Annotated in this window: 15 protein-coding genes and 3 pseudogenes; 13 read left to right on the forward strand and 5 right to left on the reverse strand. The window is 67.6% G+C overall.

Annotated features, from left to right (window positions below; translation table 11 throughout):
* Positions 1-129: 129 nt before the first annotated feature.
* The 6 genes and pseudogenes from BM237_RS25010 to istB form a co-directional block, all read left to right on the forward strand.
* Positions 130-582 (forward strand): ATP-binding protein, encoded by a 453-nt coding sequence (locus BM237_RS25010; RefSeq protein WP_093852000.1) that lies wholly within the window; start codon positions 130-132, stop codon positions 580-582.
* A gap of 99 nt (positions 583-681) precedes the next feature.
* Positions 682-1,149, forward strand: a pseudogene (locus BM237_RS25015) (helix-turn-helix domain-containing protein); the annotation flags it as partial.
* Between the two features lie 287 nt (positions 1,150-1,436).
* Complete coding sequence (locus BM237_RS25020; protein WP_093852001.1) at positions 1,437-2,666, forward strand: VWA domain-containing protein; 1,230 nt, start codon at positions 1,437-1,439, stop codon at positions 2,664-2,666.
* A 553-nt stretch (positions 2,667-3,219) separates the two neighbouring features.
* Positions 3,220-3,870: a DUF6417 family protein gene (locus tag BM237_RS25025; RefSeq protein WP_093852002.1), complete on the forward strand. Its 651-nt coding sequence runs from the start codon at positions 3,220-3,222 to the stop codon at positions 3,868-3,870.
* A gap of 167 nt (positions 3,871-4,037) precedes the next feature.
* Complete coding sequence (locus tag BM237_RS25030) at positions 4,038-4,763, forward strand: HNH endonuclease family protein (protein ID WP_245794027.1); 726 nt, start codon at positions 4,038-4,040, stop codon at positions 4,761-4,763.
* Positions 4,764-4,884: 121 nt separating this feature from the next.
* Positions 4,885-5,499 (forward strand): annotated as a pseudogene (gene istB, locus BM237_RS25035) (IS21-like element helper ATPase IstB); the annotation flags it as partial.
* Between the two features lie 22 nt (positions 5,500-5,521).
* Here istB and BM237_RS25040 read toward each other — a convergent pair.
* A complete protein-coding gene (locus BM237_RS25040) occupies positions 5,522-5,800 on the reverse strand; it encodes a hypothetical protein (RefSeq protein WP_245794031.1) in 279 nt (92 codons plus the stop codon).
* A gap of 907 nt (positions 5,801-6,707) precedes the next feature.
* Positions 6,708-7,496, reverse strand: a complete 789-nt coding sequence (locus BM237_RS25045; RefSeq protein ID WP_245794032.1) for a hypothetical protein — start codon at positions 7,494-7,496, stop codon at positions 6,708-6,710.
* Positions 7,497-7,719: 223 nt separating this feature from the next.
* Between BM237_RS25045 and BM237_RS25050 the strand changes: the two genes are divergently transcribed.
* The 6 genes and pseudogenes from BM237_RS25050 to BM237_RS25075 all read left to right on the forward strand — a co-directional run bounded on the left by BM237_RS25050 (position 7,720) and on the right by BM237_RS25075 (position 13,491).
* Positions 7,720-8,148: a hypothetical protein gene (locus BM237_RS25050; RefSeq protein ID WP_245794034.1), complete on the forward strand. Its 429-nt coding sequence runs from the start codon at positions 7,720-7,722 to the stop codon at positions 8,146-8,148.
* A gap of 327 nt (positions 8,149-8,475) precedes the next feature.
* The gene (locus BM237_RS25055; RefSeq protein ID WP_139238173.1) at positions 8,476-9,195 is read left to right on the forward strand and encodes a hypothetical protein; all 720 of its coding nucleotides are present in this window, start codon (positions 8,476-8,478) and stop codon (positions 9,193-9,195) included.
* Between the two features lie 62 nt (positions 9,196-9,257).
* Positions 9,258-10,562, forward strand: a complete 1,305-nt coding sequence (locus BM237_RS25060) for a hypothetical protein (RefSeq protein ID WP_093852006.1) — start codon at positions 9,258-9,260, stop codon at positions 10,560-10,562.
* A 231-nt stretch (positions 10,563-10,793) separates the two neighbouring features.
* Positions 10,794-12,386 (forward strand): ISL3 family transposase, encoded by a 1,593-nt coding sequence (locus tag BM237_RS25065; protein ID WP_217655931.1) that lies wholly within the window; start codon positions 10,794-10,796, stop codon positions 12,384-12,386.
* A 40-nt stretch (positions 12,387-12,426) separates the two neighbouring features.
* Positions 12,427-12,900 (forward strand): hypothetical protein, encoded by a 474-nt coding sequence (locus BM237_RS25070; RefSeq protein ID WP_139238174.1) that lies wholly within the window; start codon positions 12,427-12,429, stop codon positions 12,898-12,900.
* A 286-nt stretch (positions 12,901-13,186) separates the two neighbouring features.
* Positions 13,187-13,491 (forward strand): annotated as a pseudogene (locus BM237_RS25075) (hypothetical protein).
* Positions 13,492-13,614: 123 nt separating this feature from the next.
* On the opposite strand, the gene BM237_RS25080 reads toward BM237_RS25075, so the two are convergent.
* From BM237_RS25080 to BM237_RS25090, 3 genes are all read right to left on the reverse strand, one after another.
* Positions 13,615-14,805: a hypothetical protein gene (locus BM237_RS25080; protein WP_217655930.1), complete on the reverse strand. Its 1,191-nt coding sequence runs from the start codon at positions 14,803-14,805 to the stop codon at positions 13,615-13,617.
* Positions 14,795-16,063: a hypothetical protein gene (locus tag BM237_RS25085; protein WP_093852009.1), complete on the reverse strand. Its 1,269-nt coding sequence runs from the start codon at positions 16,061-16,063 to the stop codon at positions 14,795-14,797. The genes BM237_RS25080 and BM237_RS25085 overlap by 11 nt, the downstream gene beginning before the upstream one ends.
* A gap of 167 nt (positions 16,064-16,230) precedes the next feature.
* Positions 16,231-17,439 carry an AlbA family DNA-binding domain-containing protein gene (locus BM237_RS25090; protein WP_245794035.1) on the reverse strand — a complete coding sequence of 403 codons (1,209 nt, stop codon included), beginning with the start codon at positions 17,437-17,439 and terminating at the stop codon, positions 16,231-16,233.
* Positions 17,440-17,802: 363 nt separating this feature from the next.
* Between BM237_RS25090 and BM237_RS25095 the strand changes: the two genes are divergently transcribed.
* The gene (locus tag BM237_RS25095) at positions 17,803-18,423 is read left to right on the forward strand and encodes a helix-turn-helix domain-containing protein (RefSeq protein WP_093852011.1); all 621 of its coding nucleotides are present in this window, start codon (positions 17,803-17,805) and stop codon (positions 18,421-18,423) included.
* Positions 18,424-18,425: the final 2 nt, after the last annotated feature.

Below are 18,425 nucleotides of genomic sequence, written 5' to 3' on the forward strand. Positions count from 1 at the left end.
AGCGGGAGGGTGTGGGAATGGTAGCCCCCGAGCCCGCGCCTACGCCCTCACCCGAAAGGGTGCTCCTGCAGCCCCTTCCAGACCCATGCCAAACCCGCCGCGAACAAACCTAAAATCCAGGAGTTGACCTTGGCCGCGGACACCACCTGGCACTCCAAGCCCCTCGACTGGGGACTGCCCATGGGCCTAGGCGTCCCCCTCTTCGCGGCCCACCGCTTCACCACCCCCGAAACGCTACGAGCCACCCGCTGCTTCACCCGCCAGACCCTGCGGACATGGGGGCTCACCTCAAAAGCAGACGACATCACAGTCATCGCCAGCGAATTGGCCACCAACGCCATCAAACACGCCCTTCCCTGTCACAGAGACCAGCAGGCATGGCTCGCGCTCACGGCCTTCCAGCGCATCGTGGTCTGCGCTGTCAACGACCCCAGCCCCCAAACCCCCCTCCCCTGCACTCCAGACCACCTGCAGGAGAACGGGCGCGGCCTCTACCTCATCGAAGAACTCAGTGATGGGTGGGGATACCGCATCCTTGGCAGCGGTGCCGGAAAAATCATCTGGGCCCGTGTCAGCCTTTGAAGCAGACGCGGCACTGAACTTCTTTCACCCTGGGACGCGAGGGCGAAACGATCTGGTCAGCGGGAGTGTGGTGACGAGGCAAGGCCCCTCGTCGTTGGCGTGGTGATTCCACTCAGCACACCAGCGACCGGAGGGGCCCCGTTGGTTCCGTATCCTGCCATGCTCGATGTTCCGCACGAGTTGGTCGAGCACATCTCGTGGCTGGTCTACACCCGAAGGCGTGAACTGCGCTCCCCGTGGCGATGACTTGGCTGCTACCAGCAGGCCCTGCTGGCCCTCGCGTACCTACGCAAGAACGAGACGCTGGCGCGGGTTGGGGCGGATTTCGGGGTGTCCGAGGCGACGGCGTGGCGGTACGTGGACAAGACTTTCGAGGTCCTGGCCGCCTGGGCACCGGGGCTGCACGAGGCCCTGGTCGGTTTGGGCGAGGGCACCCTGATCCCCACCGACCGCATCAAGGCGGACGAGCCGTACTACTCAATGAAGCACAAGCGGCACGGCATGAATATCCAGGTCATCGTGCGTCCGGACGACACGCCCCTCTTCCGGCCAGGACCTGACCACGACGGGCACCTATACCGAGATGGCCTCCCACCTGGTCGAGCCGATCCTGCTCGGTCTGGCGGTCCTGGCGGTGCGCAGCCGGGGCAAACGCTGACCATCACCGCCGGGGCGGCAGGCACCATCACGGCGGCGGCTTGGGAAGAACCGGGCACCGGGGGCGAGAGCGGCGAGACGGCACACCGTACCGGGACTGAACTGGTGCTCCCTGCGAGCGACTCTGCCCGAAACGGCAGCGAGTGCAGTGCGTGACGACTACGGTGACGTCCGCAACGATCAATAAGGGGGCTGGGATGCAGACGATGTTGCTGTGCAAGGGCGAGAACACGACGGTTCTCACGGCTCCTGTGGCTCTGTCGGCGGTGGCGGAGGGGCTGTCCGCGGATGTGTCCGCACTGCTGCTCGGCCCGCAGGGGAAGGTTCGCAGGGACAGCGATCTGGTCTTCTATAACCACCCGGTCCAAGACGGCGTGTCCGTGGCCGGTATGACCATCACCGCGGACCTGTCCCGTGTGCCCGCCGACGTGCACAGCATCGTCATCGTGGTCAGTGCCGACCCGCTGCAGCCCGGCGCCGTCTTCACCCGCGCGCCACGGCTGACCATCACCCAGCCCGGAGCGACCGCACTCGCCTTCACCGCTCCGGACTTCACCTCCGGCGAGACCGTCGTGGTCCTGGCAGAGCTCTACCGGCGCGGACAGGGATGGAAGGTCCGCGCCGTGGGACAGGGCTACGCCTCCGGCCTGGCCGGTCTGGCCACCGACTACGGCGTCGATATCGAACCCGACCAGGCGGCCACGCCCTCTCCGCCCCTGCCCACCCAATCTCGGCACACCACGGCACCCGGCGCGGACCCGGTGAGCCTGTCGAAGGTCGAACAGCAGGCGCCCGCCCTACTGGCACCCGCGCGCCAGGCAAGCCAGGCGCTCGCCGACCGTGGCATCGTCGGCCGACGGGCAGCGGTCTACCTCATCCTGGACCACGACTGGGAGATGGAAGAGCTGTACGAGTCCTTCGCCGTGCAGGCCTTCGCCGAACGGGTCCTGGCCCTGTCCGCCAACCTCGACGACGACGGAACCGTCCCCGTCATCTTCTCCAGCGGGCGCGAACCGTTCCTGGAAGAGATCCGGCTGGACAACTACCGCGGCCGCATCGGCCAACTGCACACCCAGGTCGACTGGGGCTGGGGCAACGTCGCCGACGCCATGCGTCGCGCAGTCAGCCACTACCAGGAATCCGGCGCCGCAGACCCCGCCTTCATCGTCGTCCAAGTCGGTGACGAACCATGGGACAAAGCCGAAGTCCGCTCACTGCTGCAAAACACCGCCACCCTTGGTGTTTTCTGGCTGTTCGTCGGCTTTGGCCGGGGCAAGCTCGCCTTCTACAAGAACCTCAACGCCTCCGCATCGGCCACCTTCACCAACGTCGCCTTCTACGACGCCAGTAAGAACCCAGGATCCGTCCCCGGTGAGCGGTTCTACACCGGCCTCGTCGACGCGTTCGCGACCTGGATGCAACCGTAAGCAGCACCACTGCGATCACCGCCTTCCACAACCGAAGGAAACAGCTGGTCTCGCCTCACTGGAGGCAGTCGGACCGAGGCGGGAGAGTGAAGCCGACCGGTGACCGGTGGATATGGGATTCACGGTCGCCTATCACCGTCCAAGTGCAGCTGTCTGTCACCGCAACTACTGCGCCGCCGAATCTGCGGCGCCGACCACGACCATCCAGCCCGCGCTCCGACCGGCGCTGCGCCGAACTGGTTAGTGGACCGCTGGACGGCCTGCTGCTCGACGCCACCTGGCTGGGGCGAGGAACGACCGCATCGCCTGCCACCTCTGCCTGGGCGATGCGCACCGGTGGGAATGGTGCGGGGACATGCCCTGACCGGGTCTGTGTGGAGACCGGAACCAGCACCCACCACGCTGTCGATACCAGCGCGGACAGGCGGGAGTTGTACGGGTGGTGTACGGGCGAAAACACCACCCGGCCGACGGGTGGTGAGTCATGATCCCTCCCGATGGGGCCGGGGGCAGCGGCCCCTCGGTGTTGGCGAGGGAAGGAGAGCGGGCGGGGATGACCGACAAGATCATCGGCAGGCAGTGGACGGTGCTGGAGCATCTCGCTGCTGCGGAGCGGGCGGGGGAGACGGTGCGGCAGACCTGGCTGCCGGTCGGCGGCCCCCTCGAGGAGCGGGCGGTGCGGGCGCTGGAATGGGCCGGGCTGTGCCGCACCCTCCCCGCGAACGAGGTGCTGCGCGCCCACGCTGCCCGCCCGCCCGAGGCCCGGGCGGTGCGCATCACCCCCGAAGGCATGGACGCGCTGGCCTGGCACCACCACCGCACCAACGCCGACCGGCCGTGCTCCGCCTGGACGACGAAGGCGGCCGACCCCGCCTACCAAGAGATCGCCCTCCAGCCGCACGAAATGCTGCTACTACGCCGCTATACCCACCTCCTACCCGGCCTGGCCGCCGCCCCGGCGGCGGCCGGCACCCTGTGGGAGGCCCTGATCGAAGCCCACTACGACACCGAAGCCAACCGCTGGCGCCTCCAACTCGACGACACCGGCCTCGCGGGTCTGGCCCACGCCGTCCACCTGGAGGCGCTGGCCGGGCAGGTCACCGCCCGCAACCGCCTCCACCGCACCTACGGTCTCACTCACCCCGACCCCGTCCCCATCACCCCGGCCGCCGAGACTCCGGTCGACGCGGCGGCCCTGGAGTGACCACCGGCGGGCGGAGCCCCAGGGTGCGCCACCACCCATGACCGGCACCTTCGACCGGGTCGGGTGTACGCCGCCTCGCTGCTGGCCTGCTGGTGCGGGGTGGAGGGGCGCTGGAGTGCTCTGGGACGATGAGGCGCTCAACGCTGCCCGTGTCCTGGAGATGTGACGTGTTCTCACCCCGCCGCCTGTCCGTTCTGCCCGCCGCCGCTGCGCTGCTGCTGGCGGTGGCCGGGTGCGGTACCGAACCAGGCGGGGTGGTCGATGATGCCAAACCGTCCGCGCCGGCCACCGCGCCCGCCACCTCGGACACCGGCGGGGCGGGGGAGGGGCTGGGACTGACCGAGGCCCTCACCCAGCTCGAGACCGCGCGGGAGTCCCGCAGCGGCTACGAGCGGGAGAAGTTCCGCCACTGGACCGACGCGGACGGGGACGGCTGCGATACCCGGCGGGAAGTTCTGCTTGCCGAAGCGGTCCAGGCACCGGACCAGGGGGAGGGGTGTGCGCTGACCGGCGGAAGCTGGCACTCCGCCTACGATCAGGAGACCGTCACTGATGCGGCCCGTCTCGACATCGACCACATGGTCCCTCTGGCCGAGGCCTGGGACTCGGGTGCTTCCACCTGGGACGCGGAGCGGCGTGAGGCCTTCGCCAACGACCTGGACGCCGACTACGCCCTGATCGCGGTCACCGCGGCCACCAACCGCTCCAAGGGCGACCAGGACCCGGCTGAATGGCTTCCCCCGTCCACCGACGCGCACTGCTCTTACGCGGCCGACTGGATTGCCACCAAACTCCGCTGGTCCCTGACCGCCGACCCCGCCGAACGGTCGGCGCTGGAAGACCTCGCCGCCGACTGCCCCGACACCCGCCTCTCCTACACCCCCGCCCCCTGACTCCCGCGGGTTTGGCGCGGGGCCTCACCGCATCGCCCCCCGGGAAGCGGTGCGCCACCGCGCGGGTCTCCCACTCCGCCAGCGACGGCAGGCACGCGCTGATGCTGGGTGTCGGCGTACACGTGAATGTGCCCAGTCACGTACGGGTGAACGGGCTCAGTTAGTGAGGTGGGGGAAGCTGCCGCATCACAAGACGCTGGAGGACTACGACTTCTCCTTCCAGCCCGACCTCGACCCGCGCAAGGTCAAGGGCCTGGCCGCTCTGTCGTTCGTCGAGGCCAAGGCGAACGCAGCCCTGCTGGGGCCGCCCGGGGTCGGCAAGACGCACATCGCCGTCGCGGCCTGCCGGGCTGGCTGCTCGGTCTACTTCACCAGCCTCGACGACACGGTCCGCAACCTCACCGCCGCAGAAGCCGCAGGCCGCCTGACGAACAAGTTCGGCACCTACCTGCGGCCCAGCGTCCTGGTGGCCGACGAGGTCGGCTACCAGCCCCTGGAACGAGCGGAGGCGAACCTCGTCTTTCAGGTGATTTCCAAGCACTACGAGAAGGGCTCGATCATCCTCACCTCGAACAAGACCTTCAGCGAGTGGGGCCAGGTCTTCGGTGACGAGGCCCTGGCCATCGCGATCCTCGACCGCCTCCTCCATCACTGCGACGTGATCCCGGTCAATGGCCCCGGCTACCGGCTCAAGAACCGGCTCGCCGCCATCGAGCGAGACGCCCAGGTGGCCTGACCGGCGGAAACAGCGCAGCCCGTCACTGGATGACAGTGATCTTTGGAAGGGGCTGCTGCCATTCGCCCAGTTCCGCGACGAGAGCCCGGCGGGCCAGCCGCCGGGCCTGGCCCCATCCCTCATCGGTGGACAGGGCACCCCTTGTCCACCGATCGGCGCTGTCGCCGTCGCTCATCCCGCCGAGGATCACGTCGATCTTCTGCAGGTCGGCCATGACTCCGCCGGCGATCTGCCCATCGGCCACCAGTACGTCCGCCATGCGGAAGGCATGATTGAAGTCCAAAGCGATCTCGTCCGTCATCACGCCATGTCTGTCCAGCCAGGCAGCCTGGGCCCGAGCGTCAGCTGCCAACACGGCCAGCGACTCGATCAGCAGACGCCGACGGAACGAAGGACCAGGACTCCCCACACCACAATCGTCGCACGCCCCCACCTCTCTCAGGCACCCAGACGAACATCCGGCCGAGCACGTTTCCCCGTACTTACCTGAGCACTTCCGCGAGTACGCCGACACTGGGCTGCCCGCAGGCCGGCGCTCTCCGCCGTGGGCGGTGGTCAGTCGTGGAAGTTTCAGGACAATGCGCAGTGCTGTGCTCACGCGTTCCGTCGTCGCACCCGTTCACCTGATCCATGAACGCTCCGGAGCGAAAGCGCTTGGGGGCGCGGGCGGGGTTAGGTCGACGGCCGCAGCTACACCGGGCACGGGTTCTGCCAGAAGTACGGTGTCCGGTGCTTCGCCGATTTCGTCTTTCCCGCTCCTTTGCCGTCAGGACGCCGGGACACTGATCGCGCGGCACGAAGCCGTAGTCCCGCGCCGCCGCCGTCGACGGGGGAATCCAAGCCGGCCCGGCCGGACCGCGCTCCGCTCGCCGCACCGGCCCGGGTGGACGTCTTCGGCCGCCTGGCCGCAGCCGGGAGATCGACCTTGGCCGTTCCTGGACGCTGCTGCGCGGCGCGGCTGGAGGGCGCCGCCGACGTGCGGCTGCCGGCCGGGTTCGGTTGAGATGAGCATCGTTGCCGCGGTGCCTTGGTTTTGTGGGGCGAAGACATGCATGAGCCGCAGCATTGTCACACTGCTTCGATCACGGATCGCGGTAGGCGCGGCAGGTTCTCCGGCGCCGGGCTTGTCGACGGGGTTGGGGTCGGCCGGTCCGCGTCCAGGCCGAGCCAAGCCGTGACGATGCCGCGGCCGGGTTCCCCGGTTTTGGTCAGGGGGTGTTCTGCTGTCTGCGGCGCCGACGTAGGGCTCGCTGGGCCTGGGCGCGGGCGCATTCGCGGGAGCAGTACATGACGCCGGTGGTGCGGTGCTGGCCGTATGCGGCGCGTCCGCGCTGGCGGACGAAGTGCCGGCGGCAGGTCTCGTTGGCGCACTGGCGGACGAAGGCACCCTCGGCGAGGTGGTTGTACAGCTGCAGGAAGCAGACGGAGTAGACGGTGGGATGCCGGTCGGCCAGGGTGCCGATACCGATGCTGAAGTTGTGCAGTGCGGCTTGCAGCGCACCCTCCAGATGCTGAATGCGCAACTGGATCAGCATGTCCCGCAACATCTCGAGGGAGGCGGGCCAGGGCTCCTCTCGATGCGTGGCCTGGGCTCGCAGCTGCTCCAGGTGGGTCTCGGTGACGTCCGGTGCGATGAGCTGTTCCAGCCCTCCTTCACGTTGGCAGGCCAGCCATGTCGCGACGGCGTCCTGGGCTTCTTGCAGGTGCAGCCGGACCAGGTCGCGGTGAACACCGGAGCGTGACCGGTTAGGAGGGCGCTGCTGGACGGCGGCCCGGACTTGTGCGACGGCGTCCTCGTCCCAGCTGCCCTGGTCGAGCTCCCGGCCGTCCAGATCGAAAAGCAGCCCGTAGGCGCCGAAGATGCGGGCGACGCCTTCGAGGTCGTCCGCGGACAGTTCCATCAACTCGCGCAGGTAGAAGTCGTCCGGCAGCTGCACCGCGGACTGCCCCCGGGACGGTTCGAGAGGCCAGGTGACCCAGTCTCCGTCGGTCTCCACTCCCTTGAGCGGGACCACGGCAGGAGGCGGGACCACCGACCCCGGCCACAGCGTAGGACGAAAACGTGAGTCAACGTACTCTGCCATGACGGCATGGTATCCGCTAGCTTCGTAGCACGGAACAGTGGGACTTCGTGCTACGGGAGGGTGTGTGGGCAGGAGAGAAGCAACACTGGCCGACTGGCCAGCGCGGAAATCCACCGGCGACCGACACGAACAGGCCGTGGCCCACGCCCTCGAAGCCCGCGGGTGGACCGTCCACCTCTGCGGGCAGGGCACCTTCCCGGCACAGATCCAAAACGCCCTGCGCCACACCGACTCCGCTCTCCGCTACTTCCCCGACCTGATCGCCGCCCGCGGCAGCGACCTTGTCACCGTGGACGCCAAAACCCGCATGCCCAGCACCACCTCCAGCCGCTACGCGATCTCCCGTAGATGCGCCCTGGCCGGCCTGCAGTTCATGGGCGCCAACGCACCCGTACCGCTGTACTACGTCCTGGGCGACCTCCGCGTCCTCACCCCGGCGGAAGTCCTCCACTACACCTGCCACACCAGCCACCCCACCAGCGGCGCCTACCACCTGATCAGCACCCGACAAGCCCACCTCTTCGACGACGTCTTCGGAACCGCCACCTTCCAGCGCAGCGCATGACCAGCCACCGCTGCCACCACCAAGAGCAGGGCCGCCCGCTGGACGCCGGCAAAGACCCTTGCCGGTCACAAGCCGCCCGAACGCAAAACGCTCTTCCAGCCCATCACCCTTTTGCCGGAATACACCCCGCATCACCCAGAACGCGGGCAGCATGGTGGCGTGATCGGCACAGAACAGGGCATGGAACCGGGGGAGCGGTGGGCGTACCGGGTAGCGCCCCACCACGGCCCGGTCTGCGAGGTCGAGGTCCTCAAAAAAGGCACGAAGCGTCCAGCGCGGGTCAAAGTCCGCTTCGTAGCGGAGGACGCAGAAGGACGCGAGGAATGGGTGCCTCCATCCCGACTGCGGGTGCCATGGCGCGAGAAGGACGCGTGGCTGGCAGACCAGCAGCGGTGGAGCGACCTGACACGTGACAGCCCCGACGACCACGACCCGGAATTCCTCGCCGTCTGCACCCTCTTCGACGAGCAGTGGTGGACGGGCCTGGCAACAGTCGGCTACAACACCGGGGAGCGCGGCATCCTCTACATCGATGACGCACCGGCCCTGGCCGCTCTTCTCGACGTACCCGAAACCTTCTTCTCCGCCGACACACGAGCCTTCACCGACGCCGACGGAGCGGTCGTCGCGCCATGGCCCACCACCCTGGCCGTCACGCGCCTCCTGGCCAAGACCCGAGCCGACCAACTCATCGCCCTCCTGGCTGAAAAAGACCAACAAGCCCACCGCGACGCCACCTACGGCCGGTACTACCCCGGCCGCGGTAAAAACCCGGGCACGCACATCAGCCCCGAGACCTGCGCAGAAGTCGACCGCACCTACCGACCGGCCCGCGAGCTGCTGCGCCAGTGGTGCGGCGCCGAGACCGCAGAGCGCTTCGATGAGCTCCAGGCACTGCGCACCGAGGTGGTGCGCATCGGCAAGCTCATGGAAGAAGCCATCACCTGCCTCCGGCAGGCTGGACAGACCACGGCAGCCAGCCGCTTCGAACGCGAACTCGGCATCCCACTCGCAACCCTCCGCCACGCCCCCTCCTGCCGAGACTGACCCCACCCGGCGCACCCCTGCTGCCGACATGGCAACCAAGGGAGAGAAGGGAGCCACACCCAGTGCCCCGCCCCCGGCTCAACGAACGCCAGCTCGACGTCCTGCGCCGCATCTGCCACGGCCCGCAGGTCACCTCCGCCGACTCCGACCTGGCCGTCACCGTCTACGCGCTGCGCCACAGGAAACTGGTCACCACCACCTGGGCCAACGGCCGCTGGACAGCCGCCGCCACCCACGCCGGCCTCCAGTACCTGGCCGAGAACGACACCACAAACCCCCGCCCCACCGCACCCGGCACCGCCAGTCCCCAGGCACCAGACCCCACCGAGAACGACGCCACCCGCCTGATCACGACCATCCGGCAGACCGGCGGCACACTCCGCATCACCGACCCCTCCGCGGCCGAACGCGCCCGGCTGCGCCGCCTCCTGCACACCGCACGAGCAGAGCACCTGGTCCCAGATGGCCACCATCTGCAGTACACCGGACGCGACAAGGGCGACATGATCATCACCCTGAAACCAGGTCCCCCGCCGGCACGCGACACACCGCAGACAGCCCCCATCGCCGTCCCCGCCGATCTGCTCACCATCCGCCTGCACCCCGCAGCCCGCGACGCGCCCCTACCGGTCTGCCCCAACTGCCGCTCCCGCGCCCGCCGGATCCTCCACGCCCTATGCCTCGCCGCGCAGCAACAAGGCCACACCGCCAGCGCCCCCGCCCCCACCTCGTCAGCAAGCCTGGTCATCACCGCAGGCGAACACGCTTTCCCTCTCTCCTTCGCCGAAGGCTCCCACGAGGTACCCGACACCGAAGGCGTCAAGTACTCCTGGCAGCGCGTTACGGCGCGCACCACACGCCCCTCCCACCAACTCCAACTCAGCCTCGAGCATTCATACGCCCACCCGGGGCGCCGCTACCGCTGGGGGGACCGGCAACGCTGGCGCCTGGAGGACAAACTCCCCGACATCCTGCGCGAAGTCGCCCACCGCGCTCACACCGAACACGAACGACAACTGGCACGACAACGCGCAGAAGACGAGACCCGCCAGCGCTGGCTGGCCGCCATGGAGCAAGCCCGCACCGACTTCATCGAAACCCACCGCCTGAAGGCCCTGCGCGCACAAGTCCACGCCTGGCAAGAAGCCACCGCCATCCGCGACTACTGCCAGGCATTGGAAGACCACCAGAGCGGTACCACCACACCGGAGACGGTCGAACAGTGGATCACTTGGGCACGCGCCTACGCCGAGAGCATCGACCCTCTGCCACGCAACCCGGTCCTTCCACCGGACCCGGAGGTCACCCCGCAGGATCTGCGCCCCTACCTGCACGGTTGGAGCCCGTACGAGCCCAAGCGCAGGTGATCAGCCACAGCCGGCGCCTGGCCTCTGGCCGGTGCATCTGGGCGTGAAAGCCCACCGGGCGCGCGAAGCGGAGATTCTCACTGGCTACGTTCACGAGTGAGGGGTCTGGCGCGACTTCCGTGAAGCGTGCACGCTGAGTGACGGCCGCCGCTCCAAACAGGCTTCGGGAAGTTGCCTGAAAACGACCGGAGCCCGTCTTGGTGTGGTCGACAGTGCGGCGTCGTGGAAGCGATGTCGCCCCGTCTGGAGGGCCTGCTGTTCCCGTCCATCGCGGACGTGTCGGTGCTGTCGCTGGATGTGAGCCACGAGGCGATACGCGTCAACGTCAGCAGTACGTCGGCCGGGGCGGCATGCCCGGACTGTGGAAGCGAGTCGTCCCGGGTGCACAGCTCTTACCTGCGGTTTCCCGCGGACGTGCCGAGCGGGGGACGTCTGGTGGTCCTCCGACTGCGAGTTCGGCGGTTCTTCTGTCCGCAGTCTTCGTGTGCTCGGCGGACGTTCGCTGAGCAGTTGCCGGGGCTGACCCGGCGGTACAGCAGGTGGACGGAGCGGTTGCGGTCGACTCTCGCCGCGGTGGGGCTCGCCCTCGCCGGCCGGGCCGGCGCCCGGATGGCGAGGGCCTTCGGGGTGTCCATCAGCCGCAGCGCACTCTTGCGGCTGCTCGGTGTCTTGCCCGAACCCGCAGTCCCGGCCCCGCGGGTGGTTGGTGTTGATGAGTACGCCACACGCAAGGGACGGGTCTACGGCACGGTGCTCGTCGATGTCGAGACCCGTCGGCCGGTGGATCTGCTGCCTGACCGGGAGGCGTCCAGTCTGGCTGCATGGCTGGCGAAGCGACCCGGGATCGAGATCGTCTGCCGGGACCGCGCGCCGTTCTTCGCGGAAGGCGCCACAGCCGGGGCACCCCAGGCGACGCAGGTCGCCGACCGCTGGCATCTGTGGCACAACCTCGGCCAGGCCGCTGAGCGGGCTGTCGCCCGCCACCGCCAGTGCCTTCGCGTCCTCGTCCCCGATCGCGAGGGGAAGGCCGATGAACCTGCGCCGCCCGAGGAGAAGGCGGGCTCTCCATGGCGGAGCGAGCGGTTCGCCAACCGGGTCCGAGCCAGGCACGCCACGGTCCACGCGCTGCTGGACGCCGGCCACAGCCGCCGTTCCATTGGGCGCCAACTGAACATGACCCACCGCACCGTCAAGAGCCTCGCCGACGCTGCGAAGCCGGAAGACCTCTTTCGCGGCCAGTGGCAGCACAACAGGACCTCCGCCCTCGACGAATACAAGCCCTACCTGGACGAACGCTGGGGCGAGGGCTGCACCAACGCCTGGAAGCTCTGGGAAGAGATCGTTCCCTTGGGCTACCGAGGCAGCTACGGCCGGGTCAGCGCCTACCTGCGAGAGAAGCGCACCTCGCCACGGCCGGTCACCGCGCAACCGCCGGCACCCCGCGTGGTGACGAGATGGATCCTCAGCCGACCCGAAATCCTGACCGAGATCGAACAGATCCGGCTCAAGACCGTCCTGGCCAACTGCCCTGAACTCGATGCTCTGACCGGTCACGTCCGCTCCTTCGCCCAGATGCTCACCGAGCGGCAGGGGGAACGACTCCCGCAGTGGCTCGACGCCGTCCGCCAGGACGACCTGCCCAGCCTCCACACTCTCGCGGCCGGCATCGACCGAGACCGCGACGCCGTCATCGCCGGCCTTACCCTGCCCTGGAGCTCCGGCGTTGTCGAAGGACACGTCAACCGGATCAAAATGCTCAAGCGCCAGATGTTCGGCCGCGCCGGCTTCGCCCTCCTCCGCAAGCGCGTCCTGCTGGCGGAGTGAGAGCTTCCCCGGCCTGCCAACGGCAGAGATCATGGTCGGTATGAATAGCCGGTCCGAGCAGGACACAACTGACGACAGCGACGTTCCTCGGCCGAAGTGGACCGAGGAGATAGACCTTCAGACCGTTGACGCTGCCGGCCTGGTGCGTCACGTCACCATCTGCCTCAGTGATCCCTCCACCGCTCTCATCGCGCTCCTCGATGCTCACTCACGCACAGAGTTCAGCGGGACCGACTATCTCGACTGCCTTTCCCAGGCCCGGCAACAGCTCGAACGTGACGGTCGCCTCCTGTGCTGCCAGGGAGCCCGCCCCAACGTCCACCCTTCCGGACAACTGCGACAGTTCACCAACGGCCGGCAGGCATACGTCCGCCACTCGGAACGGCAGAGCGAGGGCTCTGAGATAGTCGACATCTTCGCCCCGGCACCCCCCGAAGACGTCGTGAATCTCGACGACCAGCGAGCAGCAATAATCAGCTCCTGGAACGCCCGGCACCCGGGAAACCAGATCTGACCCCCTCACAGCCGCAGTCACTCTGCGTGGGCATCACGCAACTCGTGCCAGAGCCGGTTCTCGTGAACAAAGCCATTCTCACCGTGCTCAGCTTTTCCAACAGGCCATCGCAGACCGGTTGCAGCGAACGCTGCGCCCGCACGACATGTACGACAAGATCGCCGTCCGCTTCAAGGCCCCGTGCTGGTTGTGACGACTGAGGAGTGGCCATGACCTGCTGAAAGCGTCACTCGCCGATGCCGTGCTGGCGCGACCAGGCTGAACAGGGCGAGGGGAGAGACCGCCGATGGGGGCTTGTTACTACGGTGCCGGCAGTGAGAACGGCAACCGCCTCGACGATCCCTCTGAAGACGCGCTGTTCATGCTGACCAGCGACCTCAACGGCTCCGACAACACCTTCGTTGTCGTTCAGCCCGACGAGGACGACCCCGTGTGGTTCGCCTCAGCGGCCGCTCCGGACAAAGGCTGCTACGAGATCCTCCACCGGGATACCTCCCGCAACGAGCACGAAGTGTCACCACGGAGACCAGCATCGGCAAGATAGCCCGCAACCTCCCGGGACGGTCAACCAGGCAGTTCACTGGCACCTAAAACATGCCCCAGAAGCAGCCCGCTCAATGACGACGCCCCCTGGCCCGAGTGCCGGTCGTGTCAGGGCGAGCCGGATACCGGAGAACCGCGGCCGCGCTGTGGCCAGGCCGAGGTCGTGCGCCATCAAGAGCGCTGTCTTTGACCGAGTGATGCAGTGCCTGTCCGGTCATAGGGGAGCTCCAGGATGGGGGTCAAGCGCTGAGCCAGTTCCGGCACGGCCTTATGAAGACAGTCCAGGGCGATGCTCAGCGCCTGGCGGTGCTCGCGTGCGAAGAGATGGTCGAACGCCGATGCCCGCCAAGCGTCGCCTCCCACCAGGGCATCGAAGGCGGCCAGGTCGATAGTTTGCGGAAGCTGGCGGGCGATGGGGCTTCTGCGCCGGAGGCGCTCGGCCAGGTCCATGAAGGTGCCCAGCCATTCGGGCGTCTGTGAGATCGCGGCACGAACAGAAGGCACGGGACGCTCGATGCCGACTGCTCCCGAGGAGCGATAAGCGTGGTGGAGGGCTGCCAGTTCCTCACGCAGCAAGGCGTCGGCCATCTCTGCTACTCGCATGATCTGACGGTCGTGCGGGTCTCCGGTGTTAAGGCCTTGCTCGATCTCCTTGCGCGTGCCATCGGATCCCATGGTGTCCGTCCGGCCACCAGCTCGCAGGGCTGCCGACACCAGGGCTTGGAGAACATGGCCGGCCAAGAGTGTGGCCAGCGGAGCGGGCAGCACTGTCCCTCTTCTTGTTACCTCGCCCAGTGTCAGTAGCGCACCGAGTACCCGGTGGGGATCGGCCAGGAGAGCATCGTGCCGCAGGAAGGCCACCAGCCCCGGCGGAAGATCCCCGATCTTCTTGAGCTGCTGATCTGCCGCGGCGTTGTTCTCCTTGAACGCCGTATCACCAATCGTTCCGAAGTGCTGCGGGACGTGTTCGAGGACCTGCTCGCGGCGGGCCAGCTCCGTTTGGGCGATGAGATCCACCCCGATACGGCGAGCCACCTGTCGCCCTGCGTCGGTGACGGATTCGCGAATCAGAGCAGCACGGTCGGCACCCGCCAGCGCTTGGAGACCCCGCAGCCACAGCAGCCTGTCCTGCTCGCCGCTCTGGCCCCGTGTGGACTTGCACTCGCTGATCATGATGTGAGGACGGAGCCGGGAGTCGAAGTCGATTGACAGCACGTCGACGTCCGTGATGGTTCGGGTGCGGCCCCCCACGACCTGCGTCACGGGATAACGCACTCGAACGAGCGCACCGTCGGCGAACTCCGCCCGAGCAAACCTGCGCTCGAGTTCCTCGCCCTTCTGCATGCCTGCCTTACCGGCCATAGCGACGCCGTCCCATCTCCTGACGAAGCGCAGCAAGGATGTCCTGCGACGCGCTGGCGCTCGGTGCCGCCTCCTTGAACGGCTGAACCAGGCGGCGGGCGCGCTCCACTTCAGGGTGCCGGTAGCCGTTCTGGCCGTGCAGCGCTCCGGAGGTGGTATCGCCGACATCTGCGCCCTCGAGGTAGGTGAGTGCCTCCTCCGCCACATCCGCCTTCAGTAGTACGAACTTTTTGTGCCAGCGGGCGGGTTCGACACGGACTATCCCGGCCGTCTCCAGCATGGAGTAGTCAGTGCCGATGTTCGGAGCGTCACCGGCTTCCCCTTCCCGGATTAGCCTGCGGAGAAAAGCCGTCGGCGCGAAGAGGCGATTACTCGCGAACCGGCGGGCGAACACCATGGAGCCGATCAGCTGCCGGACATGCCCGGAAGGATCAGCTCCGGTTGGTGCATCGAAGGTGGACCGCCCCATGTGCGGGGAGAAAAGGAAGGCCCGTTCCTCACCAGAGGACGTGGTCACCAGCGAGCGCAGCAGCAGCCCCTGGGAGACCGCATAGTCGATCCACCTCTTGTCTCCCGAGGTGACTTCATCCTCGGGCATTCCTGCGGTGGAAGCCACCTCCTCCAAAACACCGCTGAGAGCTGCGCGCACCTTCCCGTCCTCGGCCTGCAGCGCTGCGTAGGAGTGATCCTTGTCGACAGCCCAGATGTTCGGATTGAACAGCACCTCGTCACCGTCGGCACTGCGCTGGCGCGCGCACAGGTGCAGTGACTCCAGATCCTCGATGGCCCGGTGAGCCAGCTTCTCAGGGCCCAGGGACGCGCATATCTCCACGGCTGCGGCGGTGGTGATCGGCATGACGGTGGTCTCGCGTAAGAGAGCCAGCACCATCTTCTCGACCGGATCCGGCATGCTGTTCTCCAGCACACCATCGGCCCGCGCGGACAGCTCATCGAAGGGCGGCACCTTCTCCGCCACCGATATGAGGCCGCCGTCCCTGCCGTGCTCGAGTTCCACGAGCCCCAGCACCTCAAGAGTGGGAAGCAACTCCTTGCGGAGCTCGCGTTTGGTGATGCCAGCGTCAAGACCGAGGGCATCGACGCGCTCTGGGGAGCTGACCCCACTGCCGCGCAGCCTAAGCGCCAGCTCCAGCACTCTTCCGGCGAACTCCAGTTGCCCCAGATCGGCTTTGGGCTGGCTGGCCCCGTAGGCGCTCAGGTGACGCGACAGGCCCACGAGCAGCTCGGCCGTTGACAGCACACTTTCTCCACAGAGCAGTTGAGAACCGCCGCTGAGAAGCGACGCCCGTCCGCGCGTCAGTCTATGCAGCCGGCTTGCCGGGATCACTACCGACAGCGGCGTGGACCAAGCAACGCCGCTGTCACCCCTGCTCGCACACGCGGTTCGCTTCCACCGCTGGTACGTAGTTACAGCTGGTTGATGCCGAACTGGTGGAGCAGCCCGCTGACCAGTTCAGCGACGGCGGCGCGCAGAGCAGCGTCATCGGCGGTGGGAGACAGTTCGGTGGCAGAAGGCAGGACCCTTCTGGGCTGGCGAGCCCGCTCAACTGGTCGCACACTGCCGAGGCCAGGCCTGTAGGGCTGCAGAACCGGCCGCAGGGAAGGGCGCTTGTCATCCATGCTGCTGGCGATGGCAGCAGTGATCTCGACAGGGCCGTCCACGGCCCGCTGGCGACGGTAGACGTCCGTGACCGCGACAGCTTCCATAACCACAGTGGACAAGACCTGAGTGTCCACCGGGATGCCATCGCTCTCCAGGGTCCCCGTCAGGTCCACGCAGACGACGACTGCGCCGTCGTAGTGGAGCTCGACCATAGCGCCGTGGCCGTTGGTGCGCAGCTCGGGGACGAGGAAGTTGCTGTCCACCCACCGGCGCAGCCCCACCCGCATGTCGTTGGCCAGCATCTGAGACAGCACGGCGCCCGAGGTGAACGCATCCGTGAGCCGTGAAGCGGTGTCTACCCCTTCGGAAAGGGCATATTTGGCCTCGGCCTGGGTGGGGGCCGGCACCAGGCGGGGAAGCGGGCGGGTGGGGCGGGCCGCGATGACCAGCCACGCCCGCCCGCCGTCGAACTCGCCTTGGGCGGTCTCGGTCGCCTGGTCTACCAGTGTCCTCAACGCGGTGGCGGCGGCAGCCTGGCGGGTGAAGCGTTCCTGGTAAGCGCGGGCGATCTGGTGCTCCGGCATATAGAAGGTCTCGCTGCCGATACGGTACGGGGCGTTGAAGGTAGCCCGATCTTTGTCCCTCTGCTCCCACCCGTACTGGAAGTGCGGTGCTGTGTCGCTGGGCGCAACATCAACGACCAACAAGTCAGGCCCGGCACCGTCAGGGTCGGACAGAGGAATGATGTCAACACCGGAGACATAGGGCTGGATGCCGGTGCGCACCGTGTTGAGCATCTGCTGCTCGTTGACCACTTTCAGGTCGACGCCCACCAGCTCGATCTGGTCGCTGACACCATAGATCAGCAGCCCTCCGCGGGTATTGGCCATGGCCGCGATGTCTTTGGCGAACTCGTTCCACACTCCCGGAGTACGCGCGAAGCTGGGCAGCGCCTGCTTCCAGTCCAGGTCGTCGTTCTCCTCGAGCTTCCCGGCCACTGCAGCCGTGATCATCTCGTACGATAGGGGGCCGGGAGGCCTACCCAGGAACTCATGCACTCGGGTCCACGAACGCGCCACCGCGCCAGCCTAGAGCTGACCAGCTCCTACTGGGTGCGATCACATAAAACTGATGTCAATGCGGTTGTTGAAGCTCCGTTTCCGCAGGAGCCCTCCGCAGGCTGCTGCGCTCACGCGAGACGGACCTGCGACACCGTAGAGCGGCCGCTTCATCCTCGCATCGACTTCAACAGCGCAAGTCTCCGCTAATCCCTGATCGAATATCCGATGCTGCTTTGACAACCCTCGGATGGCCTCTCTAGGGTTGATCCCTGATCAGATATCCGACGCCAGTTGACGAGAGAGTGGGGAAGCGCAGTGGTTCTGCTGACGACGAGCCAGGCCGCGCAGGAGCTGGGATGCGCGGTCACCACGTTCCGCCGGCTCGCCCGGACCGGGGTGCTGCCGGGGCTGTCGAGGCGAGGAGTGCGAACCGTGGTGCCCTGGGAGGTCGTCACCGCGCTGCGCGACCGACCGGCGGCCTCGCTGGAGCAGCACCTGCCGGGCCGGGAGGTGGCGGTGCTGCGCGTGGACGCCGCCCAGCCGACAGAGGAGGACGACCGGCAGTGGGTCGGGTTCTCCGCCGCCTTGTCCCCGGAGGACCTCACCAGGGCGTTGCGCGGCTGGTGGCGCTGCGACGCCCCCAGCGTCGCCGCCGCCGGGGTGTTGCCAGTGACGGTGGCCGGGTTCGTCGTTGCGATCCTGACCGGGCTCGGCACTTGGGAGAGAGACGGTCGGGGCCGGTCCTGCTTCACCACCGCTGAACTCGCCGGATACGTCACTGACCTGGCCGCCCCGCACCTGCAGCTGACCGCCGCCTCGGCCGCCGACCGCGCGCTGGCCCAGGCCCTGCTGGCCACCCGTCTGCCCTCCCACTCTGGTGGCGCCATCGCCTACGTCACCACCCCACCCGCCGGCCGCACCCCGCACCAGCGCTGACC

This window comes from Streptomyces mangrovi (assembly GCF_900114215.1).
GTDB lineage: Bacteria > Actinomycetota > Actinomycetes > Streptomycetales > Streptomycetaceae > Streptomyces > Streptomyces barkulensis.

What these genes read in the sequence shown, in the direction of transcription:
- BM237_RS25020 (WP_093852001.1), top strand. Translation starts at nt 1,437, where the DNA reads ATGCAGACGATGTTGCTGTGCAAGGGCGAGAACACGACGGTTCTCACG.
- BM237_RS25025 (WP_093852002.1), top strand. Translation starts at nt 3,220, where the DNA reads ATGACCGACAAGATCATCGGCAGGCAGTGGACGGTGCTGGAGCATCTC.
- BM237_RS25040 (WP_245794031.1), bottom strand. Translation starts at nt 5,800, where the DNA reads ATGACGGACGAGATCGCTTTGGACTTCAATCATGCCTTCCGCATGGCG.
- BM237_RS25065 (WP_217655931.1), top strand. Translation starts at nt 10,794, where the DNA reads ATGTCGCCCCGTCTGGAGGGCCTGCTGTTCCCGTCCATCGCGGACGTG.
- BM237_RS25070 (WP_139238174.1), top strand. Translation starts at nt 12,427, where the DNA reads ATGAATAGCCGGTCCGAGCAGGACACAACTGACGACAGCGACGTTCCT.
- BM237_RS25080 (WP_217655930.1), bottom strand. Translation starts at nt 14,805, where the DNA reads ATGGCCGGTAAGGCAGGCATGCAGAAGGGCGAGGAACTCGAGCGCAGG.
- BM237_RS25090 (WP_245794035.1), bottom strand. Translation starts at nt 17,439, where the DNA reads ATGATCACGGCTGCAGTGGCCGGGAAGCTCGAGGAGAACGACGACCTG.